This window comes from Streptomyces sp. NPDC031474 (assembly GCF_055581185.1).
This window is the reverse complement of the sequence record NZ_JBVIJX010000029.1, coordinates 27,686-47,073: the sequence shown is the minus strand read 5'-3', so window position 1 is coordinate 47,073 and position 19,388 is coordinate 27,686. Positions and strand designations below refer to the sequence as shown.

Here is a 19,388-nt window from a genome sequence, read left to right as displayed (position 1 = left end):
TGAAACGCGTTACTAACCGGTCACACAGCGCCTCCCGCCCGCTAATCTCCCGCCGAGAGGCATACGGACAGGCCACCGGAGCGGCTGCGCCGGATGGTTGACGCCGGTGACATCGGACGCGTGAGCGGGCAGGGCTTCTACAGGCACCGAAACCGCACAAGCCCCATAGGCCTCACCCCTGCGGGTGAATTCGGTATCGGTTCGCTCACAGACGGCAACCTCCGACCGCCTCGCGCAGTCAGAGGTTCAGTCAGAGGTTGCACCACCGGAACACCACACCGCGGAGCACGAGACGCACGCTTAGGGGAGCGCTATGCACATCAGGGGCGACCACGTCGAGCTGGTCGTCGGGGGCCGCCTCGACGTCGTCAGCGCGGCGGACGCCCGTACGGTCCTGCACACGGCCGTCGACGACGGAGTCGGCGACCTGGTGCTCGACCTGTCCGAGCTGGACTCCTGGGACGCCACCGGACTCGGCGTCATCATGGGCGTCCACCGACGGGCCGGCCGCTGCGGCCGGCGTCTGGTGCTGCGCGGCGTACCGCCGCAGATGCAACGACTGCTGGTGGCCACCCGGCTGCACCGGATCCTCGCGATCGAGGGCGGCATCGGCGTGGAGTCCCTGCCCCGGGTGTGACCCATCAGGGGCGTGGCCTGCGGCGGGAAACGTGCGACGGGCGCAATCCTCATAAGACTGTGACGCTTCGGGCGGCCCGGCACCCCTGGCTGTCGTAGATACTGTGCGAAGGTTTACGGTTCGTCTGCCCGCCGCCCTCAGCCCTCGAGCGGGCACCGGACCAGAAGCGACAGCGCAGTGTGCAGCGAGGCCGGGAGGGGCTACCGCCACACGACGCTTTTGGGGGGCTTGACCTATGGACCCGAACACCCGGGGACCCGAGGAGTACGGCCGCGAAGGCGACGGCCAAGCGCCGCGCCCGCGCCCCTCCAGGGACCCCCTGACACCCGACTTCGGCCAGCACACGCCGGCCCAGGCCCGCACGGTGCGGCTCGTCGCCGGCGCACACCTGCTCACGGTCAACCCGGTCGACGGCAGCGAGATAGAGCTCTGCCCGCCCACCGAGCGATCCGAACGGCCCGCCAAGCGCACCCCCGAGCAGCGCGCCGAGGCCGAGCGCGCCGCCCGGCCGCCCGCCCCCGCGGGCCCGGCCCGGCCCGGGAGTCCGCTCCTGGGCCGCCAGGACGAACGCGAACAGCTGGTCCGCCTCCTCGCCCGCGGCCGCTCCGTCCGCGTCACCGGCGCTCCCGGCTCCGGCCGCACCAGCCTCCTCGACCTCGTCGCCGAGGACTGCGAGGACCTCGCCCCCGACGGCGTCGTCCGCCTCACCGGCCTCGGCCGCACCGCCTCCGAGCTGCTGCACGACCTCTTCCACGCCGTCTACGACGCCCCCCGCCACCGCCCCGACGACGACGACCTGCGCGCCTTCGTCCGCGAGATCGGCGCGGTCGTCGTCGTCGACGACCTCGCCCTCGGCGGCGCCGACCTCGACGAACTGCTCGATGCGACACCCGAGTGCGCCTTCCTGCTCGGCGCGACCCCGGACACCCCGCTGCCCTCCGCGGACTCCGCCGTCGAGGAGGTCGTCCTCACCGGACTGGACCGCGCGGGCGGCGTCGAGGTGATCGAGCGCGCCGTCGGCCGCGTCCTCACCGAGGAGGAGGCCAACTGGGCCGGTGACCTCTGGTTCGAGTCCGAGGGCCTCCCGCTGAGGTTCGTCCAGGCCGGCGCCCTGCTTTCGCAGCGCGACCAGCTGAGGGCCAGCGCCGAGGCCGTCGACGCGTTCGGCGTGTTCGAGGACGCCAGGCCGTTCACCGCGCCCCTCGACGTCGTCGACGCGGCCGGGGCGGGCGACGGCGAGGAGATATCCCTCCCCTCGCTCGGCGAGGCCGCCGCACCCGCACCGCTGCTCGCCGCGCGCCTCAGCGCCTCCGCCCGTGCCACCCTGCGCTTCGCCGTCGCCCTCGGCGGCGAGGTCCCGCACCAGGCCCACCTGCCCGCGCTCGTCGGAGACACCCACGCCGACGCGGCCCTCGGCGAACTCACCGCCTGTGGACTCGTCTCCCCGGTCGGCGCCCGCTACCGGCTCGCCGCCGGCGTCCAGGCCCAGCTGGAGGCCGCCGGATACGCCGACGACATCGAGGCCCGCGCCCACACCGCCGCCCAGCACTACGCCTGGTGGGCCGGCCACCCCTCGGTCACCCCCGAGCGGGTCTGCGCGGAGGCCGACGCCGTCCTCGCCGCCCTCACCGTGGTCGTCCCCGCCACGACCCGACCCGCCGAGGACGAGGAAGCCACCGGCGTCCAGCTCGCCCGCACCGCGGCGCCCGCGTTCGCCGCCGGCCTGCACTGGAGCGCCTGGCAGAGCAGCCTGCACGAAGGCGCCGAGGCCGCCAGGCTCGCCGGCGAGTCCGCCGACCGCGCCTACTTCCACCACGAGCTCGGCATCCTCGCCCTGTGCTCCGGCGAACTCGACCGGTCCCGCTCCGAGCTGGAGGCCTCCCTCGCCCTGCGCGGCACCATCGCCGACAAGCGCGGCACCGTCGCCGGACGCCGCGCCCTCGCCCTGGTCGCCGACGCCTCGGGCGACGTCCCGGGCCTGGCCGCGGCGACCGCCGCCGAGGAGGTGCCCGACGCCCGCCACGAGGAGTCGGCGTCCCCGCCGCGCGGCATCGTCCAGGCGGCGCTGCCGACGTTCCCGCCGGAGGCCGAGACCCTCGTCTCCCGCCGCGAACCGTCCGGCCCGCCGGCCCGGCACAGCCGCGGCGGCCTGAAGGGCCTGGCCAAGCGCAACCTCGTCGCGGTCGGCGCGGGCGCCCTGCTCGTCGCCGTGCTCGGCACCGTCGTCACGCTCGGCGCGACCTCCGACAACGACGCCAACGACCCCAGCCGCCAGGGCGGCGCCAACCCCTCCGCCAGCACCGGCGTGGGCGACGGCGGCCTGGGCTCCGACACCCCGAGCGACGACAGCGGCTCCACCGACACGGGCGACGCGACCAGCAGGCCGACGGACCCGGGCCCGGACGGCACGATGGGCACGTCCGACGACCCCACACCCACCGGGGAGGCGGAGCCGTCGTCGGGGGCGAGCAGCTCGCACGGGACGGGAGGCGGGGGGCCTTCGAGTACGCCGACCCAGCCGTCGTCGCCGAGTTCGCACCCCGGGTCGCCGTCGCACACGCCGCCGACACCGACGGACGATCCCTCGGGCACCCCATCGGACACGCCTTCGGAGACGCAGACAGAGACCGCCAACCCGTCCCCCTCCGACACCTCCTCGGCCTCTTCCAACAGCTCGATGTCCTCCTCGCCGGCCGGCTCGGTCGGTTCCTCCGGTTCCTCCGCGCCGGCCTCGCCGGACCAGGTGATCTGAGACTCGGGCGCACGACAGGGGCCGGGTTCCTTCCCCAGGAACCCGGCCCCTGTCGTCGTACCGTTCGTGTCGTCGTACGCGAGCTCAGAACAGCCGCAGCTTGTCGTCCTCGATGCCGCGCATCGCGTCGTAGTCGAGGACGGTGCAGCCGATGCCGCGGTCCGTGGCGAGGACGCGGGCCTGGGGCTTGATCTCCTGGGCCGCGAAGACGCCTCGCACCGGCGCGAGATGCGGGTCGCGGTTCAACAGCTCCAGGTAGCGCGTGAGTTGCTCGACTCCGTCGATCTCGCCGCGTCGCTTGATCTCCACCGCGACCGTCTGGCCGTCCGCGTCCCGGCACAGGATGTCGACCGGGCCGATGGCGGTCATGTACTCGCGGCGGATGAGGGTGTAGCCCTCGCCGAGGGTCTCGATGCGGTCGGCGAGCAGTTCCTGAAGGTGTGCTTCCACGCCGTCCTTGATCAGGCCGGGATCGACGCCGAGTTCGTGCGACGAGTCGTGGAGGATCTCCTCCATCGTGATGATGAGCTTCTCGCCGCCCTTGTTGACGACCGTCCAGACGGTCGCCGCGCCCTCGGAGTCCCCCGAGTCCTCCTTCAGCGTGCAGGGCGGCGACATCCAGTTCAGGGGCTTGTAGGCCCGGTCGTCCGCGTGGATGGAGACGCTGCCGTCCGCCTTCACCAGAATGAGGCGGGGGGCGGAGGGGAGGTGGGCGGTGAGCCGGCCGGCGTAGTCCACGGAGCACCGGGCGATGACGAGACGCATGGTGCACCACGCTATCCGACGCCCCACCACCCACGCGATTCTCCCTCCCGTCACCCACCCCCACCCTGACCGAGAACCTTCGGTTCGCCCCTTTTGATCCAACGTCTCCCACCACCACCCTGACCGAGGTCCCTTCGGGTCCACCCCTTTTGATCTGGTAACCCCTCGTTCGAGGGCTGCTCGTCAGTGGCCGATTGTGTGCCTACTGGCAGTTCCCTATGTGCCCATTCTCCTGGTGCCGTCACCGGCCGTTGCCTACCGTAGTGAACGGGAGGTCGCGATGCGTGTACTCAGCGTGTGCGGTGTTTCGGCATGCGAACTCCCTTTCCCTGTCCGGCAACCCCTGTTGTTCCGGGGGTGCGAGAGGAGTACCCATGTCGCTCGACGTCTCACCGGCCCTACTCGAACAGGCCGAGCGAGGCGAGGTCGACGAAGCAGAATTCGTCGACTGCGTCCGGACCTCCCTGCCCTACGCATGGGAGATGGTCAGCTCCCTGGTGGCCCAGCTGAAGGTGGACGGCGGAGCATTCGCCGACAACCAGACGCCCCCGCCGGACGAGCAGGCACGCGGGCAGTTGCTGCGCGCGCTCGCGAGTGACGCGATACGCGGCGCGTTGCAGCGGCACTTCGGTGTGCGTCTGGCCTTCCAGAACTGCCACCGGGTGGCGGTGTTCCCGTTGGACTCGGCTGTCGACGAGAAGCTCGCCCGCTTCACCTCGGTCCGCAGCCAGGTGCTGAACCAGTCCCCTGAGTTCCGGGACTGCTGAGGCACCCGTGTGAGCCTCTTGCTTGCCGCTCCTGACGCGGGAGGTGCCATCAGCAGTACGGGAGCGGCAGGCTTCGTGGTCGGCTGGGCTGTTCACCGGAGGTGGGGGAGCACCTCCGAGCCCAGCCGTCGTACGTTCTCCTCGGTGGCGGCCAGGTCGCCGGAGCCCTCGACGAGGAGGGCGAAGCGCGAGATGCCGGTCCGCTCGCTGGTCGCCGCGAGGCGGTCGACGCACAGCCGGGGGGTGCCCACCGGGTGCAGCCCGCAGAGGAGTTCGGTGTACGCCACCGGGTCCCGCATGCTGCGGGCCCGGCCGTCCACCGTGACATGGGCGTCGAGTCCCTGCTTCAGCCAGCCCGGCATCGCCTTCATCAGCGTCTCCACCGCGTCCGTGCGCCGGTCCGCGAGCTGGCAGACGCCCGCCGAGACATGCGCCGCTTCCCGGATCTCGTCCCCGGACCGGCCCGCGGCGCGCGCGTACTGCCCCCAGCGGGCGACCATCTCGGCCTTCTCCTCGTCCCCCACGTGCATGCCCAGCAGCATCGGCAGGCCGCGCTCGGCGGCCAGCCGCACGCTCGCAGGCGAGGTGCACGCGACGACGACCTCCGGGCCCGACGCCTCCGTCAGAGCCTCCGACGGCCGTGGTACGACGGCCACTTCGCGGAAGCGGAAGCGCTCGCCGTCCGCCGCGACCGAGGGTTCGCGCAGCCAGCGGACCAGCAGATCGAGTGATTCCGGGAACCCCTGCTCGTACGCGTCGAGGCCCGAGCCGAACACCTCAAGGTCGACCCACGGGCCGCCGCGGCCCACGCCCAGGGAGAAGCGGCCGCCGCTCGTCAGATGCAGCAGCGCCGCCTGTTCGCCGAGGGCGACGGGGTGGACGGTGGGCAGTACGCTGACCGCCGTGCCGACCCGGATGCGGCGGGTGCGGCCCAGCAGCAGAGCGGCGAGCGTGACCGCCGACGGGCATGTGCCGTACGGCACGAAGTGGTGCTCGGCCAGCCAGACCGAATCGAGACCCGCCTCCTCGGCCACCTCGGCCGAGCGGACCGCGCGGTGCAGCGCCTCCCCCTGACCCTGGCCCGGGAACTGGGCCCCCAACACGAAACTTCCAACGCGCATGGACTTTCCTGCTTCCTTGGCTCCGACACGGAGCTCCCCCACCCGGCATAACCGTCTGACACGTGCCGAGGACACGGCCTGGCGAAGAGATTTGCGGATTGTCTGCAGAATGCGTCGTGGTGTGTCGTCGTGCGTCGTCATACAGCGTCCGGGAGGGGGACTCGTAGGGCTCGCCGTCCTACGGGTACCCGCGTGCTTGCCGCGTAGGCTGGACGCCAAACCTGCTTCCTGTATAGCCCCGTGAGGTGTCCTGTGTCCCCGCGTCGCAACCGACCCAAGGGTGAGGGTTCGTCCGGCCGCAGCGCCGAGGACGACCGCGAGAGCCGTTACGGCGGCTGGCAGTCCGCGGAGAGCTGGCAGGGCGAGCGGTGGAGCGTACGGCACGTGGCGGGTGCGAGTGCCCAGGGCAAGGCGTACCGGTGCCCCGGCTGCGACCAGCTGATCCCCGACGGCGTGCCGCACGTCGTCGCCTGGCCCGAGCACGCGGGGGTCGACGACCGCCGCCACTGGCACAAGGCGTGCTGGAACGCACGGGACCGCCGCACCCCGGGGATGCAGCGGTTCCGTAACGCACCCAGGTTCTAGGGCAGTTCCAGGGGCTCCAGTGCTCCAGTGCCCCTGGGCCCTGGTGGACGGTCAGACGTCCCGCTTTTCCAGCAGGGCGAAGGCGCCGCCCAGGACGACGGCCGTCGTGCCCAGCGCGATCCACAGCGGGTCCCAGCCGGAGGGGCCGCTGTCGCTGAGCGAGCTCGAGTAGAAGACGCCCAGCTGGTTCGGGATCGAGTACTCGAACAGGATCCGCTGCAGGCGCTCCAGCGACGACGAGAACATGAAGATCGCGATGACCAGCGGAGCCAGCAGGACGCCGATCATGATGGTGATGGCGCCGGCCGAGTGCCGGATGATCGAGCCGACGGCGAGCGAGAGCAGCCCGAGCAGCGCCACGTAGAGGGACACGCCGAGAGTGGCCTTCAGCCACTCCCCGCCGGTCGGCTGCCGCGCCTCGGTCAGCATCGCCACGTGCACCATCGCGACGAAGCCGGACGACAGGAACGTCACGACGAACGCGACGGCGAAGAACACGACCGACTTGGCGGCGAGGACCCTGCCGCGCGACGGGCAGGCCACCATCGTGGTGCGGATCATGCCGGTGCCGTACTCCGAGGCGGTGGTCAGCACGCCGAGCGTGATGACGCACATGCTGCCCAGCAGGATGCCGAAGAAGCCGAAGGAGAGCGCGGTGCCGCCCTCGAGGTCGCTCTCGGAGGCGTTCGCGGACACCACCGCTCCGGCCAGCAGCCCGATGCCGATGACGAGCAGCACGAACACGCCCAGCGTCCACATCGTGGAGCGCACCGACCGGATCTTCGTCCACTCCGAGGCGACGGCGTGCCCGAGATGGGTGGGCACGATCGGGATCGGCGAGGTGTAGGCGGCGCCGGGCGCGCCGTACGAGGGGCCGGGAGCCGCCTGCCAGGCGGGCGCGACCTGCGGCGACGGGGGCTGCGGGGTGCTCATCGGGCGTCCTCGGACTTGTTCGGGGCGTCGGGGGCGGAGGAGGAGGGCGAGGGGGACGGGGCAGCGGCGGCGGGCGCCTTGTCCAGCGACGGGGCGGGGGCGGCGGCCGGGGCTGCCGGTGTACGAGCCGGCGCCGCGGGCGCGGCAGCGGCCGGAGCCGCCACGGCCTGCGCCGGCGGCTGTCCCTGCGCCTGTGCCTGCGGCGCCGGCGCGGCTGCCGGGGCTTGGCCGACGGGCGTGGCCGGGGCGGCGCCCACCGGCTGGGCGGGGGCCTGGGCGTACGGGTTCTGGTCGCCCGGGCCGGGAGTCGGGGTGGGGGCGCTCGGGGCGCCGTATGCGCCGTAGGAGCCCGCCGGGGGTGTCTGGGCCGGCTGCGGGGGTGCGTAGCCCTGCTGCTGCGGGGGCGGCGGGGCGTACCAGCCGGACTGGCCCTGGCCGGGCACCGGCATCTGCAGGGGCGGCTGCGCGCCGGGCGGCAGCTGCTGCTGGAGGCCGGCCTTCTGGTCGATGGTCGACCGGTAGTCGACGGCGCCCTGTGTCATCCGCATGTACGCCTCCTCCAGCGAGGCCTGGTGCGGCGACAGCTCCCACAGACGTACGTCGGCGTCATGGGCGATGTCGCTGATGCGGGGGAGGGGCAGTCCCGTCACCCGCAGCGCGCCGTCCTGCTCGGGCAGCACATGGCCGCCCGCCTCGGTGAGCGCGGAGGCCAGCTTCTCGCGCAGCTGCGGCTCCGTGTGCGGGGTGCGCACGCGCGCGAAGTCGGCGGAGTTGGCCGAGATGAAGTCGGTCACGCTCATGTCGGAGAGCAGCTGTCCGCGCCCGATGACGATGAGATGGTCGGCGGTCAGCGCCATCTCGCTCATGAGGTGGGACGAGACGAAGACCGTGCGGCCCTCCGCCGCGAGGGACTTCATCAGGTTGCGCACCCAGAGGATGCCCTCGGGGTCGAGGCCGTTGACCGGCTCGTCGAAGAGCAGCACCTGGGGGTCGCCGAGCAGCGCGGCGGCGATGCCGAGCCGCTGGCCCATGCCCAGGGAGAAGCCCTTGGAACGCTTTTTGGCCACGTCCTGGAGGCCGACCACGCCGAGCACCTCGTCGACCCGCCGGGCCGGGATGCCGGACAGCTGGGCCAGGCTCAGCAGGTGGTTGCGGGCGTGCCGGCCGCCGTGCACGGCCTTGGCGTCCAGCAGGGCGCCGACCTGCCGGGCAGCGTTCGGCAGCCTGCGGTACGGGTAACCGCCGATCGTCACCGTCCCGGCGGTGGGGTTGTCCAGGCCCAGGATCATCCGCATCGTCGTCGACTTGCCCGAGCCGTTCGGCCCGAGGAAGCCGGTGACTGCACCGGGCCGTACCTGGAAGGAAAGGTTGTACACAGCGGTCTTGTCGCCGTACCGCTTGGTCAGGCCGACAGCCTCGATCATGCTCCGCACCCATCGAAAGGATCAGGACAGCAGGGCACACGCCCCCGTAAGGGTTAGGAGGATATCGGGGCGCTGACGGTTCCGCTCAAATGAAAGCAAAGCCTGAAGCGTCACGCGTCGCGTTTCTTCAGCAGGAGGTAGCCGCCCGCCAACGCTGCGACCACCCACAGCGCCATGATCGCGAGCCCGCCCCAGGGCCCGTACGGAGTGTCGTCGTCGAGGGGCGTGACCACCTGCATGATCTTGCTGCCTGCCTGGTCGGGCAGATACCGGCCGATCTTCTTCGTCGCCGAGACGTTGCCGAGGATGTTGGAGATCAGGAAGAAGAACGGCATCAGGATGCCCAGCGACAGCATCGGCGAGCGCAGCATCGTGGCCACGCCCATCGAGAACACCGCGATGAGGGTCATGTACAGGCCCCCGCCGATGACCGCCCGCAGCACTCCGGTGTCCCCGATCGACGCCTTGTGGGTGCCGAGCATCGCCTGCCCGAGGAAGAACGTGACGAAGCTGGTGACGAGCCCGACGGCGAGACACAGCCCGGCGGCCACCGCGATCTTGCTGAACAGGAACGTGGCGCGCTGCGGCACCGCGGCCAGCGAGGTGCGGATCATGCCGGTGCTGTACTCGTTCGACACGACCAGCACCCCGAACACGATCATCGCGAGCTGGCCGAGGCTCATCCCGGCGAAACTGATGAACGTGGGGTCGAAGGAGAGCTGGTCGCCCCGGCTCATGTGGTCGAAGTCGTTCTTCGACAGTGCCGAGATCAGCATGCCGAGGGCGATGGTGACGACCACGGCGAGGGAGAGCGTCCACACGGTGGAGGCCACCGACCGGATCTTGGTCCATTCGGACCGGATGACCTGGGTCGCCGCCATCATCAGCTCCTTGTCCAGTCGTCGCCCCACTGCTGCTTCTGTTGCTGTGCGGGCGCGTCCGTGTGTGCGTGGTACTCCACCGACTCCGCGGTCAGCTGCATGAACGCCTCCTCCAGGGAGGCCTGCTGGGGGCTCAGCTCGTGCAGCACGATCTGGTGCTGCGCGGCCAGCTCCCCGATGCGCTCGGACTTGCCGCCGTCCACCTCCAGCACCCCGCTGCCCGTCTCCACGACCGTGATCCCCGCGCCGTGCAGCACATCGAGCAGCCGCTCCCGCTGAGGGCTGCGGATCCGCACGTACGACCGTGAGTTCTGCGCGATGAAGTCGGCCATGGAGGTGTCGGCGAGCAGCCGGCCCTGGCCGATGACGACGAGATGGTCGGCGGTCAGCGCCATCTCGCTCATCAGGTGCGAGGAGACGAACACGGTCCGGCCCTGCGCCGCGAGGGACTTCATCAGGTTACGGATCCAGTGGATGCCCTCGGGGTCGAGCCCGTTGACCGGCTCGTCGAACATCAGGATCCGTGGATCGCCGAGGAGCGCGCCCGCTATGCCGAGCCGCTGCCCCATGCCCAGCGAGAACCCCTTGGCCTTCTTCTTCGCCACGGCGGTGAGCCCGACGGTGTCCAGCACCTCGTGCACCCGGCTCTTGGGGATGCCGTTGCTCTGCGCCAGGCACAGCAGATGGTTGAACGCGCTGCGCCCGCCGTGCATGGCCTTGGCGTCCAGCAGCGCGCCGATGTACTTGATGGGGTCCTTGAGCCGGTCGTAGTGCTGCCCGTCGATCCGCACGTCCCCGGCGGTCGGCCGGTCGAGGCCGAGCATCATCCGCATGGTGGTGGACTTCCCGGCGCCGTTGGGACCGAGGAAGCCCGTGACGATGCCGGGTCTGACGGTGAAGGTGAGGTTGTTCACCGCCACTTTCTCGCCGTACCGCTTCGTCAGGCCCTCTAGCTCGATCATGCCGACACGCTATGACCCGAGTCGGACGGCTGCCACCCCTATGGGCAAACAGAGGGCGACTCCGACGGCAACGGCTGTGAAAGCGGCGCCCCGGGCGAAGGCACGGGGCAGGCGGGACGGGGAGGAGGCGCGGGGGAAGGCCAGGGGGGAAGGCGGGGGCGGTGACAGGGCGGAGGCCCACACCCCCTGCCGGGGAGTGCGGGCCTCGACCTCAGAACCCTTACTCAGAACTCTTGCACTCTTACGCAGAACTCTTACCGGGACTGCTGCGCCGGAACCCCGCGGGAGATCGGCTCGTCGTCCGTGGACGGCGTGCCGGCCGCGGCCACCGCGGCGCCGGTCAGCGTGGCGAGCATCTCGCGGACGTTCGTCAGCTGAGCGTTGATCGAGTCGCGGCGGTTGGTGAGAGCCGCCAGCTCCCGCTCGGATTCCGAACGGATGCGGTCCGCCTTGGCGTTGGCGTCGGCCACGATGTCCTCGGCCTGACGCTGCGCCGTCTCGACGGTCTGCCGGGCGCGACGCTCGGCGTCGGTGCGCAGCTTCTCGGCCTCCAGACGCAGCTGCTCCGCGCGGTGCTCGATCTCCGCGAGGCGCTTCTCCGCCTTCTGCTGACGGGACGCGAGGTCGCGCTCCGACTGCTCGCGGCGCTTGGCGAGGTTGGTCTCGAAGTCGGCAGCGGCCTGCGCGGCCTTCGCGCGGGTCTCCTCGAAGAGGGCGTCGGCCTCCTCACGCTTCGACTGCGCGTCCTTCTGCGCCTCGGAACGCAGCTGCGACGCGTCGCTCTTGGCCTTCTCGACGATCCGGACGCCCTCGTCCTCGGACTTGGCCTTGCGCTCCGCAGCGAACGATTCTGCGTCGTTGCGCACCTGCTGGGCCGCCGACTCGGCGAGCTCACGGTGCTGCTCGGCCGCCCGACGGGCCTCCTCGCGCAGGTCCTTGGCCTCTTCCTCGGCGAGGCGGAGGATCTTCTCGACACGCGCGCCGAGACCGGCGTACGACGGCTCGGCGTCGCTTACCTGGGCCTGGGCGTTCTGCGTTTCGAGGTGGAGCTCCTCGATGCGCTTTTCCAGAGCAGTGATACGGGCCAGAGCGCTGTCACGGTCGGAGACGAGCTTCGAGATGCGTTCGTCCACCTGAGCGCGGTCGTACCCACGCCGCACAAGCTCGAAGCCGTAGGGGGAAGTGTCGCTCATGGGGTTCCTGTCGAATGAGACCGGTGAGGTGATAGGTGGAATCCTAGGGGCCTGAGCGGTGTGTCATCGAGCGTATGCGTGTTTGATCTGGAGAATGACACCCCTTTTGGGTGGCTGAACGGCAGACCGCTTGCCAAAGGTTCGCTCAAAGAGCCCAGACTTTAACGCAATCCACACATTCCGCTAGCCCTCCGAGGACTTCCCACCCGATCGAGGCGCCCCGATGGCGGCGCCGGCCTTGACCCCTCCGTCCTTGCCGCCGCCCGGTGCCTCGAAGGACTCCAACGCCTCCAGCACGTCCTGGACACGGGAGATCTCGGCGTTGATGTCCTCACGCCGGCGCACCAGGACCTCCAGCTCGCGCTTGCCCTCCTCGACCGTGCGCCGGGCCTCGCGGATGGCCTCGGCCTTGAGCTCCTCGGCCTCCCGTACCAGCGTCGACTTCTTCTGCTCGGCCTCCTTGAGCAGCCCCTCGGCCTTCTTCACGGCGGCGATGCGGACCTTGCCGGCCTCCGAGTTGGCGTCCGACACCAGCTCCTTCGCCTTCGCCTGCGCCTTGGCGAGCTGCTCCTCAGCCGCCTTGATGAGCGCGTCACAGCGGTCGCCCGTCGACTTCATCGTCTCGGCGGCCTCACGGCGGGCCCGCTCGTGCAGCGACTCGATCTCGGCGGTGATGCGGTCGCGCAGCTCCTCGGCCCGCTCCCTTATCGCGGTCGCGTCCCGGCGCGCCCCGACGAGCAGCTCGTCCGCGTCCGTACGGGCCTTCTCCACTCGGGAGTTGCCCTCCACCGTCGCCTCGGAGACGACCCGTTCGGCTTCGTTGCGGGCCGCGCCGACCATCGAGTCGGCCTGCGCCTCCGCGTCCGCGGTGGTCTTCTGCGCCTGCGTCTGCGCCTCGGTGAGCAGCTTGTCGGCCTCGGCCGCCGTCTCCGTGATGAGGGTGTCGACCTGTTCGGCCGCCTCGGAGCGCCGCTTGTTGGCCTCCTTGCGCGCCTCGTCCAGCGTCGAGTCGGCCTCCTCGCGGGCGACGCTCATCAGCCGGTCGGCCTCCGCGGCCGCCTCCGTCTTGACGCGCTCGGCCTCGGCGCGGACCCGCTCGGCGTGCGCCTGCGCGGTACCCACCGTCTCGGCGGCCCCGGCGCGCAGCCGCTCCGCGTCCCCGGCGGCGTCCGAGATGAGCTTCTCCGCCTTGGCGACCGACTCGGCGCGCAGCCGGTCGGCCTCCGCGACCGTCTCCGAGTGCAGCCGCTCGGCCTCGGCGATGGTCTCCGTCTGGAGCCGCTCCGCCTCGTTGCGCGCCTCGGTGATGAGGGTGTCGGCCTGCGTCGCCGCGTCCGAGCGGATGCGGTTGGCGTCGTCGCGGGCGTCCGCCCGGGTGCGCGAGGCGTCCTGCTCGGCCTGCGCGATGGTGTCCGAGGCCTCGGTGCGCACCCGCTGGGCGTGCGCGGACGCCTCCGAGCGCAGCCGCTCGGCCTCCGCGATCGCCTCGCCGACGGTCCGCTCGGCCAGCTCCTGCGCGGCCTGAGCCGCCTCGTTCGCCTCGCGCCGGACCCGGTTCGCGTCCTCGGAGGCCCGCTCCTGCACCGCGTAGGCGTCGGAACGGACCCGGTCCGCCTCCTCCTCGGCCTCGCGCCGGGTACGGTCCGCCGCGTGCTCGGCGGCCGAGCGCAGCCCGGTGATCTCGTCCTGCGCCTGCTCGTGCAGCCCGGCCACGGAGTCCCGTACCTGCTGCGCGTGCTGCTCGGCCGCCGACACCATCTCGGTGGCGCGCCGGTCGGCCTCCTCGACCAGCCGGACGGCCTCGCTCTGCGCCTCCTCCACGCGCCTGCGCGCCGACGCCAGCAGCTCCTCGCTCTGCTCGCGGGCCCGCTCGCGCTCCTGGCCGGCCTCCTGACGGGCGGAACCGAGGAGTTCCTCGGCCTCGCGCCGGCGCCGGAGCGCCTCCTCCTGGGCGGCGGCCAGCGTCTCGGACGCCTCGGCGGACAGCCGCTCGGCCGCGGCCTGCGCCTCCGCGCGCACCCGGTCGGCGGTGTCCTGCGCCTCGGTCTTGAGCCGCTCGGCCTCGGCGGCGGCCTCCGAACGCAGCCGGACGGCGACGGCCTCGCCCTCGGCGCGCGAGGCGGACGCGTCGGCGGCGGCCTCGTTGCGCAGCCGGTCGGCTTCGTCGGCGGCCTGCTGCTGGAGCGTACGGATCCGCTCCGCCGCCTCCGAGCGCAGCCGGTCGGTCTCCTCGCCGGCCTCGCGGCGGATCCGCGCGGCCTCCTCCCGGGCGTCGGTGAGCGCCTGCTCGGCGGAGGCGAGCCGGGACTCGACCTCCGTCTGCAGCCGGGTCAGCTCCTCGGCGGCCTCCGCCTGCCGGGCCTCGACCGCGCGCTCGGTCTCCTCGCGCAGCTCCTGCGCGGCCCGCTCGGCGTTGGAGGTGATGGTCTCGGCGAGCCCCACCGCCTCCTCACGGGAGCGCTCGGCCTCGGCGCGGGTGCGCTCCAGGGTCTCCTCGGCCTGCCGGCGCAGCGTGGTGGCGCGCTCGATGGCCTCGGTGCGCACCTTCTCGCTGTCCGAGGTGGCCTTCTGGCGCAGCTCGTCCGCGTCGGCCTTCGCCTTGGACAGCAGCTCCTCGGCGGTCCTGGCCGCCTCCTCGATCTGCTGGACGGCCTCCCTGCGGGCCTCCGCGCGGATCTTCTCGCCCTCGGCGACCGCGTCGGCGCGCAACTGCTCGGCCTCGCCGCGCAGCCGGCGGGCCTCCTCCTGCAGCTCGACCGTCTTGGCGCGGTACTCCTTGGTGTCGTCCTTCGCCGAGCCCTTGAGCTGTTCGGCGATGTCGTGCGCCTCGGCGCGCAGCCGGTCCGCCTCGGTCTCCGCCTCGCGGCGGATCCGCTCGGCCTCCTCGGCGGCGGCCTTGGTGGTGTTCTGCGCGTCCTCCTGCGCCTTGTTGAGGACGTCCTCGGCGGTCTTCGCCGCCTTCGACAGCTGGGTGGCGCTCTCCTCGGCGGTGAGCGTGCGGGCCTTCTCGGAGGCCTCCGCGACGATCTTCTCGGCCTCGGCGCGGGCATCGGCGACGACCTGCTCGGCGTCCGCCTTGGTGGTCTCGGCCTCCTTGGTGGCCTCGCTGACCAGCCGGGCGACCTGCTCCTTCGCCGTGCGGGTGCGCTGCTCGTTGGCCGACTCCGCGCTGGAGAGGGCCTTCGACGCGGCCTCCTTGGCCTCGGCGAGCACCTTCTCGGCCTCGGCCTGCGCCTTGCGCAGCGCCTCCTCGGCCTCGGACATGCGCTGCTCGGCGGCCCGGCTGAGCTCACCGGCCTGGCGGCGGGCCGCGTCGGACTCCGTGACGGTGGAGGTGCGCAGCTGCTCGGCGTGGTCGCTGGCCTCCTGCGCCTGTGTGGAGGCGGCGTTCAGCATCCGCTCGGCGTCGGTGCGGGCGCGCAGCAGGAGCTGCTCGGCCTCCGCGCGGGTCGCCTCGGCGTCGGCCTGGAGCCGCTGGCGGGCCTCCGCGGCGACCCGCTCGGCCTCGGCGCGCGCGGCCGCCAGGGACTGCTCGGCCTCGGCGCGCGACTCGTCGAGCAGCCGGCGGGCCTGCGCCTCGCTGCGGGCCCGCAACTGCTCGGCCCACGCCACGTTCTCGTTGACGTGCGACTCGACGTTCTGCCGGCGCTCCGCCAGCTCCTGGTCGAGCTGCTGGCGACGGGTGACCGCCTCCTGGTGCAGCTCCGCCTGAAGCCGGGCCGCCTGCTCGGCATGCTCCTGGAGGATCCGCTGCGTCTGCGCCCGGGCCTGGCTCAGCTCCCGCTCGGCGTCCTGCCGCAACTGGTCGGCCTGCATCTGCGCGTTGCGCAGCATCTGCTCGGCCTGGTACCCGATGTCGCCGCCGTCGAAGGCGGGCCGGGACATGATGGTGCGACGCGCCTCGTGCAACTTGGCGCGCAGCACCTCGACCTGGTAGCCGAGGTCCTCGGCGTGCTGGATCGCCTTTTCCCGCTCGGTCTTCAGCCGCTTCATCTCGGCTTCGAACCGAGTCAGGTGGTCGACGTCAGCCGCCGGCTCCCGCTCCTGGCTCTCGTAGCCCCGCACTGCGCGGTCCCATCCGTCCCTGGTCGCAAGCTTCCCGAACGAGCTCCGTCCATCCGCCGAACGGGGCTCCCGGGGAATGGTGTCAGATCAACGGCGGAGCATGGGCTGCTGCCCCGACGCTCGTCCCCCGAAACCCGGACCCCGGCTGCGCCCTGCCGCCGTACGGCAGGACCGGGTCGCCCCGGTGTGAGCGGCGACCGCCCCCAACCCTACCGGCCCATATGTACGAGGGTCAGTGCTCAGGTGACTCAACAGAGGCCGATGTGACCAGTTCTGTCAGTACTCCGTGGCAATCCTTCGGGTGCAGGAAAGTGATTCGTGACCCCATGGAGCCGCGCCGAGGCTCTTCGTACAGAACGCGTACGCCCTTGGAGCGGATGTCCGCGGCCTCGCCGTCCACATCCGCCGTACCGAAAGCGATGTGGTGGACCCCTTCGCCGTTCTTGTCGAGCCACTTGGCGACGGTCGAGTCGGGCCGTGTCGGTTCCAGAAGCTGCAGGTACGAGGCGCCGCCGTCGGACGTATCGTTGATCTTGAGCATGGCCTCGCGGACGCCCTGCTCCTCGTTGACCTCGGAGTGGAACACCTCGAAGCCGTAGGTGGCCCGATAGAACTCGACGGTCGCGTCGAGGTCGTGGCAGGCGATCCCGATGTGGTCGATTCGCGTCAGCATGGAGTCAGTGCACCGCGTGGGAGGTGGTTACGCAACGTGCGCGCGATCACACTGACGGCCCGGTGACGGCACGGAGTGCCACTCAGTACATTCGAAGTAAACCCTCGTTCACTCCTCGGCCTGTGCAGGCCGGTAAGGGGAATCGCAGCTCATGACTGGATCGACTGGTTCCAACGGCACGACCTCGGTGATCGTCGCGGGCGCGCGTACGCCCATGGGACGGCTGCTGGGCTCCCTGAAGTCCTTCTCCGGAGCCGACCTCGGCGGCTTCGCGATCAAGGCCGCCCTCGACCGCGCGGGCATCGGCGGCGACCAGGTGCAGTACGTGATCATGGGCCAGGTGCTCCAGGCCGGCGTGGGCCAGATCCCGGCCCGGCAGGCCGCGGTCAAGGCCGGCATCCCGATGAGCGTCCCGGCGCTCACCATCAACAAGGTGTGTCTGTCGGGCCTCGACGCGATCGCGCTCGCGGACCAGTTGATCCGCGCGGGTGAGTTCGACATCGTGGTGGCCGGCGGCCAGGAGTCCATGACCAACGCCCCGCACCTGCTGCCGAAGTCCCGCGAGGGCTTCAAGTACGGCGCGATCGAGATGCTCGACGCGATGGCGTACGACGGTCTGACCGACCCGTGGGAGAGCATCCCCATGGGAGAGTCCACGGAGAAGCACAACACCCGCCTCGGCATCCAGCGTCCCGAGCAGGACGAGATCGCCGCCCTCTCCCACCAGCGTGCGGCCGCCGCCCAGAAGAACGGCGTCTTCGAGGCCGAGATCACCCCGGTGGAGATCCCGCAGCGCAAGGGCGAGCCGGTCGTCTTCAGCAAGGACGAGGGCATCCGGGCCGACACCACGGCGGAGTCCCTGGGCAAGCTCCGCCCGGCGTTCACCAAGGACGGCACGATCACGGCGGGCACGTCCTCGCAGATCTCCGACGGCGCGGCGGCCGTCGTCGTGATGAGCAAGGCCAAGGCGCAGGAACTCGGCCTGGAGTGGATCGCCGAGATCGGCGCCCACGGCAACGTGGCCGGGCCGGACAACTCGCTCCAGTCCCAGCCCTCCAACGCCATCCTGCACGCCCTGAAGAAGGACGGCCTGGAGGTCTCCGACCTCGACCTGATCGAGATCAACGAGGCCTTCGCCGCCGTCGCGGTGCAGTCAATGAAGGACCTCGGCGTGTCCACGGAAAAGGTGAACGTCAACGGTGGTGCCATCGCCCTGGGCCACCCGATCGGCATGTCCGGCGCGCGCCTGGTGCTGCACCTGGCCCTGGAGCTCAAGCGGCGGGGCGGCGGCGTCGGCGCGGCGGCGCTGTGCGGCGGCGGCGGTCAGGGTGACGCGCTGATCGTGCGGGTACCGAAGGCCTGAAACCCTCTGTACGTCGATCTCTGAACGGAGCTGTGATGCAGGACGTCTCCTCGCTGGTCGCCCAGGCCAGGGAAGGCCGGCCCCGGGCGGTGGCCCGGCTGATCTCCCTGGTGGAGGGGGCGTCCCCGCAGCTCAGGGAGGTCATGGCGGCCCTGGCCCCGCTCACGGGCAACGCGTACGTGGTCGGCCTGACCGGCTCGCCGGGCGTCGGCAAGTCGACGTCCACGTCGGCGCTCGTCACCGCCTACCGCAAGCAGGGCAGGCGGGTCGGCGTCCTGGCCGTCGACCCGTCGTCGCCGTTCTCCGGCGGCGCCCTGCTCGGCGACCGCGTGCGCATGTCGGAGCACGCCTCCGACCCCGGCGTCTACATCCGCTCCATGGCCACCCGCGGCCACCTGGGCGGCCTCGCCTGGGCGGCCCCGCAGGCGATCCGTGTGCTGGACGCGGCGGGCTGCGACGTGATCCTGGTGGAGACGGTCGGCGTCGGCCAGTCGGAGGTCGAGATCGCCTCCCAGGCCGACACCAGCGTGGTGCTGCTGGCCCCGGGCATGGGCGACGGCATCCAGGCCGCGAAGGCGGGCATCCTGGAGATCGGCGATGTCTACGTCGTCAACAAGGCCGACCGGGACGGCGCCGACGCCACCGCCCGCGAACTGAACCACATGCTCGGCCTCGGCGAGGCCCGCGGTCCCGGCGACTGGCGTCCGCCGATCGTGAAGACGGTCGCCGCCCGCGCCGAGGGCATCGACGAGGTCGTCGAGGCGCTGGAGAAGCACCGCGCGTGGATGGAGGAGCACGGCGTCCTCACCGAGCGGCGCCGCGTCCGCGCCGCCCGCGAGGTCGAGACGATCGCCGTCACCGCCCTGCGCGAACGCATCGGCGACCTGCACGGCGACCGCCGCCTGAGCACCCTCGCCGAACGCATCGTCGCCGGCGACCTGGACCCCTACCGCGCGGCCGACGAACTGGTGGCGGGACTCACCGAGGGCTGAGCCCCGCCGCCGGTCCTGCTCATAGCCCACCGGGAACCGCGGCGCCGACGTGTGTGCCGGGGGCGGCCGGGTGTGGCGTCCCACGGGTTCCGTGCTCCTCGGGGGCGGCGTTCGCTGTGGGGTGGAACCGGTGGTGGGGCCCACCGGGAGCTGAGCTCCGCCGGTGCGGGTCTCGGCAGCGGTCCTGCTCATAGCCCACCGGGAACCGCGGCGCCGACGTGTGTGCCGGGGGCGGCCGGGTGTGGCGTCCCACGGGTTCCGTGCTCCTCGGGGGC

Annotated in this window: 15 protein-coding genes; 6 read left to right on the top strand and 9 right to left on the bottom strand. The window is 71.8% G+C overall.

Translation table 11 applies throughout. From position 1 onward, the window contains the following. Nucleotides 1–313: 313 nt before the first annotated feature. Nucleotides 314–637 (top strand): STAS domain-containing protein, encoded by a 324-nt coding sequence (locus tag ACZ5SK_RS42480; protein WP_079659504.1) that lies wholly within the window; start codon nucleotides 314–316, stop codon nucleotides 635–637. Between the two features lie 235 nt (nucleotides 638–872). Then, nucleotides 873–3,389: an ATP-binding protein gene (locus ACZ5SK_RS42475; RefSeq protein WP_457495572.1), complete on the top strand. Its 2,517-nt coding sequence runs from the start codon at nucleotides 873–875 to the stop codon at nucleotides 3,387–3,389. 84 nt (nucleotides 3,390–3,473) lie between these two features. On the opposite strand, the gene nucS is transcribed toward ACZ5SK_RS42475, so the two are convergent. Further along, the gene (nucS, locus tag ACZ5SK_RS42470; RefSeq protein ID WP_334577176.1) at nucleotides 3,474–4,154 is read right to left on the bottom strand and encodes an endonuclease NucS; all 681 of its coding nucleotides are present in this window, start codon (nucleotides 4,152–4,154) and stop codon (nucleotides 3,474–3,476) included. A gap of 374 nt (nucleotides 4,155–4,528) precedes the next feature. On the opposite strand from nucS, the gene ACZ5SK_RS42465 reads away from it, so the two are divergent. Beyond that, the gene (locus ACZ5SK_RS42465; RefSeq protein ID WP_079659502.1) at nucleotides 4,529–4,921 is read left to right on the top strand and encodes an SCO5389 family protein; all 393 of its coding nucleotides are present in this window, start codon (nucleotides 4,529–4,531) and stop codon (nucleotides 4,919–4,921) included. Nucleotides 4,922–5,013: 92 nt separating this feature from the next. Here the strand turns inward: ACZ5SK_RS42465 and ACZ5SK_RS42460 are convergent, their stop codons facing one another. Continuing rightward, a complete protein-coding gene (locus ACZ5SK_RS42460; RefSeq protein WP_334577175.1) occupies nucleotides 5,014–6,042 on the bottom strand; it encodes an LLM class flavin-dependent oxidoreductase in 1,029 nt (342 codons plus the stop codon). A 252-nt stretch (nucleotides 6,043–6,294) separates the two neighbouring features. Between ACZ5SK_RS42460 and ACZ5SK_RS42455 the strand changes: the two genes are divergently transcribed. Continuing rightward, nucleotides 6,295–6,627 (top strand): ATP/GTP-binding protein, encoded by a 333-nt coding sequence (locus ACZ5SK_RS42455; protein WP_334577174.1) that lies wholly within the window; start codon nucleotides 6,295–6,297, stop codon nucleotides 6,625–6,627. Between the two features lie 51 nt (nucleotides 6,628–6,678). On the opposite strand, the gene ACZ5SK_RS42450 is transcribed toward ACZ5SK_RS42455, so the two are convergent. The 7 genes from ACZ5SK_RS42450 to mce form a co-directional block, all read right to left on the bottom strand. Next, complete coding sequence (locus ACZ5SK_RS42450; RefSeq protein ID WP_334577173.1) at nucleotides 6,679–7,560, bottom strand: ABC transporter permease; 882 nt, start codon at nucleotides 7,558–7,560, stop codon at nucleotides 6,679–6,681. Further along, nucleotides 7,557–8,984 (bottom strand): ABC transporter ATP-binding protein, encoded by a 1,428-nt coding sequence (locus ACZ5SK_RS42445; RefSeq protein ID WP_334577172.1) that lies wholly within the window; start codon nucleotides 8,982–8,984, stop codon nucleotides 7,557–7,559. Before ACZ5SK_RS42445 ends, ACZ5SK_RS42450 begins: the two co-directional genes overlap by 4 nt. A gap of 110 nt (nucleotides 8,985–9,094) precedes the next feature. Further along, entirely contained in the window at nucleotides 9,095–9,865 is a 771-nt protein-coding gene (locus tag ACZ5SK_RS42440) for an ABC transporter permease (protein WP_079659497.1), read from the bottom strand. Nucleotides 9,866–9,867: 2 nt separating this feature from the next. Continuing rightward, nucleotides 9,868–10,827: an ABC transporter ATP-binding protein gene (locus tag ACZ5SK_RS42435; protein ID WP_334577171.1), complete on the bottom strand. Its 960-nt coding sequence runs from the start codon at nucleotides 10,825–10,827 to the stop codon at nucleotides 9,868–9,870. A gap of 254 nt (nucleotides 10,828–11,081) precedes the next feature. After that, nucleotides 11,082–12,020, bottom strand: coding sequence for a coiled-coil domain-containing protein (locus ACZ5SK_RS42430; protein ID WP_020131158.1), 939 nt, complete (start codon nucleotides 12,018–12,020; stop codon nucleotides 11,082–11,084). 183 nt (nucleotides 12,021–12,203) lie between these two features. After that, nucleotides 12,204–16,085 (bottom strand): polarized growth protein Scy, encoded by a 3,882-nt coding sequence (scy, locus tag ACZ5SK_RS42425; protein ID WP_334577170.1) that lies wholly within the window; start codon nucleotides 16,083–16,085, stop codon nucleotides 12,204–12,206. Between the two features lie 232 nt (nucleotides 16,086–16,317). After that, nucleotides 16,318–16,758 carry a methylmalonyl-CoA epimerase gene (gene mce, locus ACZ5SK_RS42420; RefSeq protein ID WP_334577169.1) on the bottom strand — a complete coding sequence of 147 codons (441 nt, stop codon included), beginning with the start codon at nucleotides 16,756–16,758 and terminating at the stop codon, nucleotides 16,318–16,320. A gap of 151 nt (nucleotides 16,759–16,909) precedes the next feature. Between mce and ACZ5SK_RS42415 the strand changes: the two genes are divergently transcribed. Both ACZ5SK_RS42415 and meaB read left to right on the top strand, forming a co-directional pair. Next, nucleotides 16,910–18,121 carry an acetyl-CoA C-acetyltransferase gene (locus tag ACZ5SK_RS42415; RefSeq protein ID WP_468577620.1) on the top strand — a complete coding sequence of 404 codons (1,212 nt, stop codon included), beginning with the start codon at nucleotides 16,910–16,912 and terminating at the stop codon, nucleotides 18,119–18,121. Nucleotides 18,122–18,156: 35 nt separating this feature from the next. Further along, nucleotides 18,157–19,113 (top strand): methylmalonyl Co-A mutase-associated GTPase MeaB, encoded by a 957-nt coding sequence (meaB, locus tag ACZ5SK_RS42410; protein WP_334577167.1) that lies wholly within the window; start codon nucleotides 18,157–18,159, stop codon nucleotides 19,111–19,113. The last annotated feature ends 275 nt before the right edge of the window (nucleotides 19,114–19,388 follow it).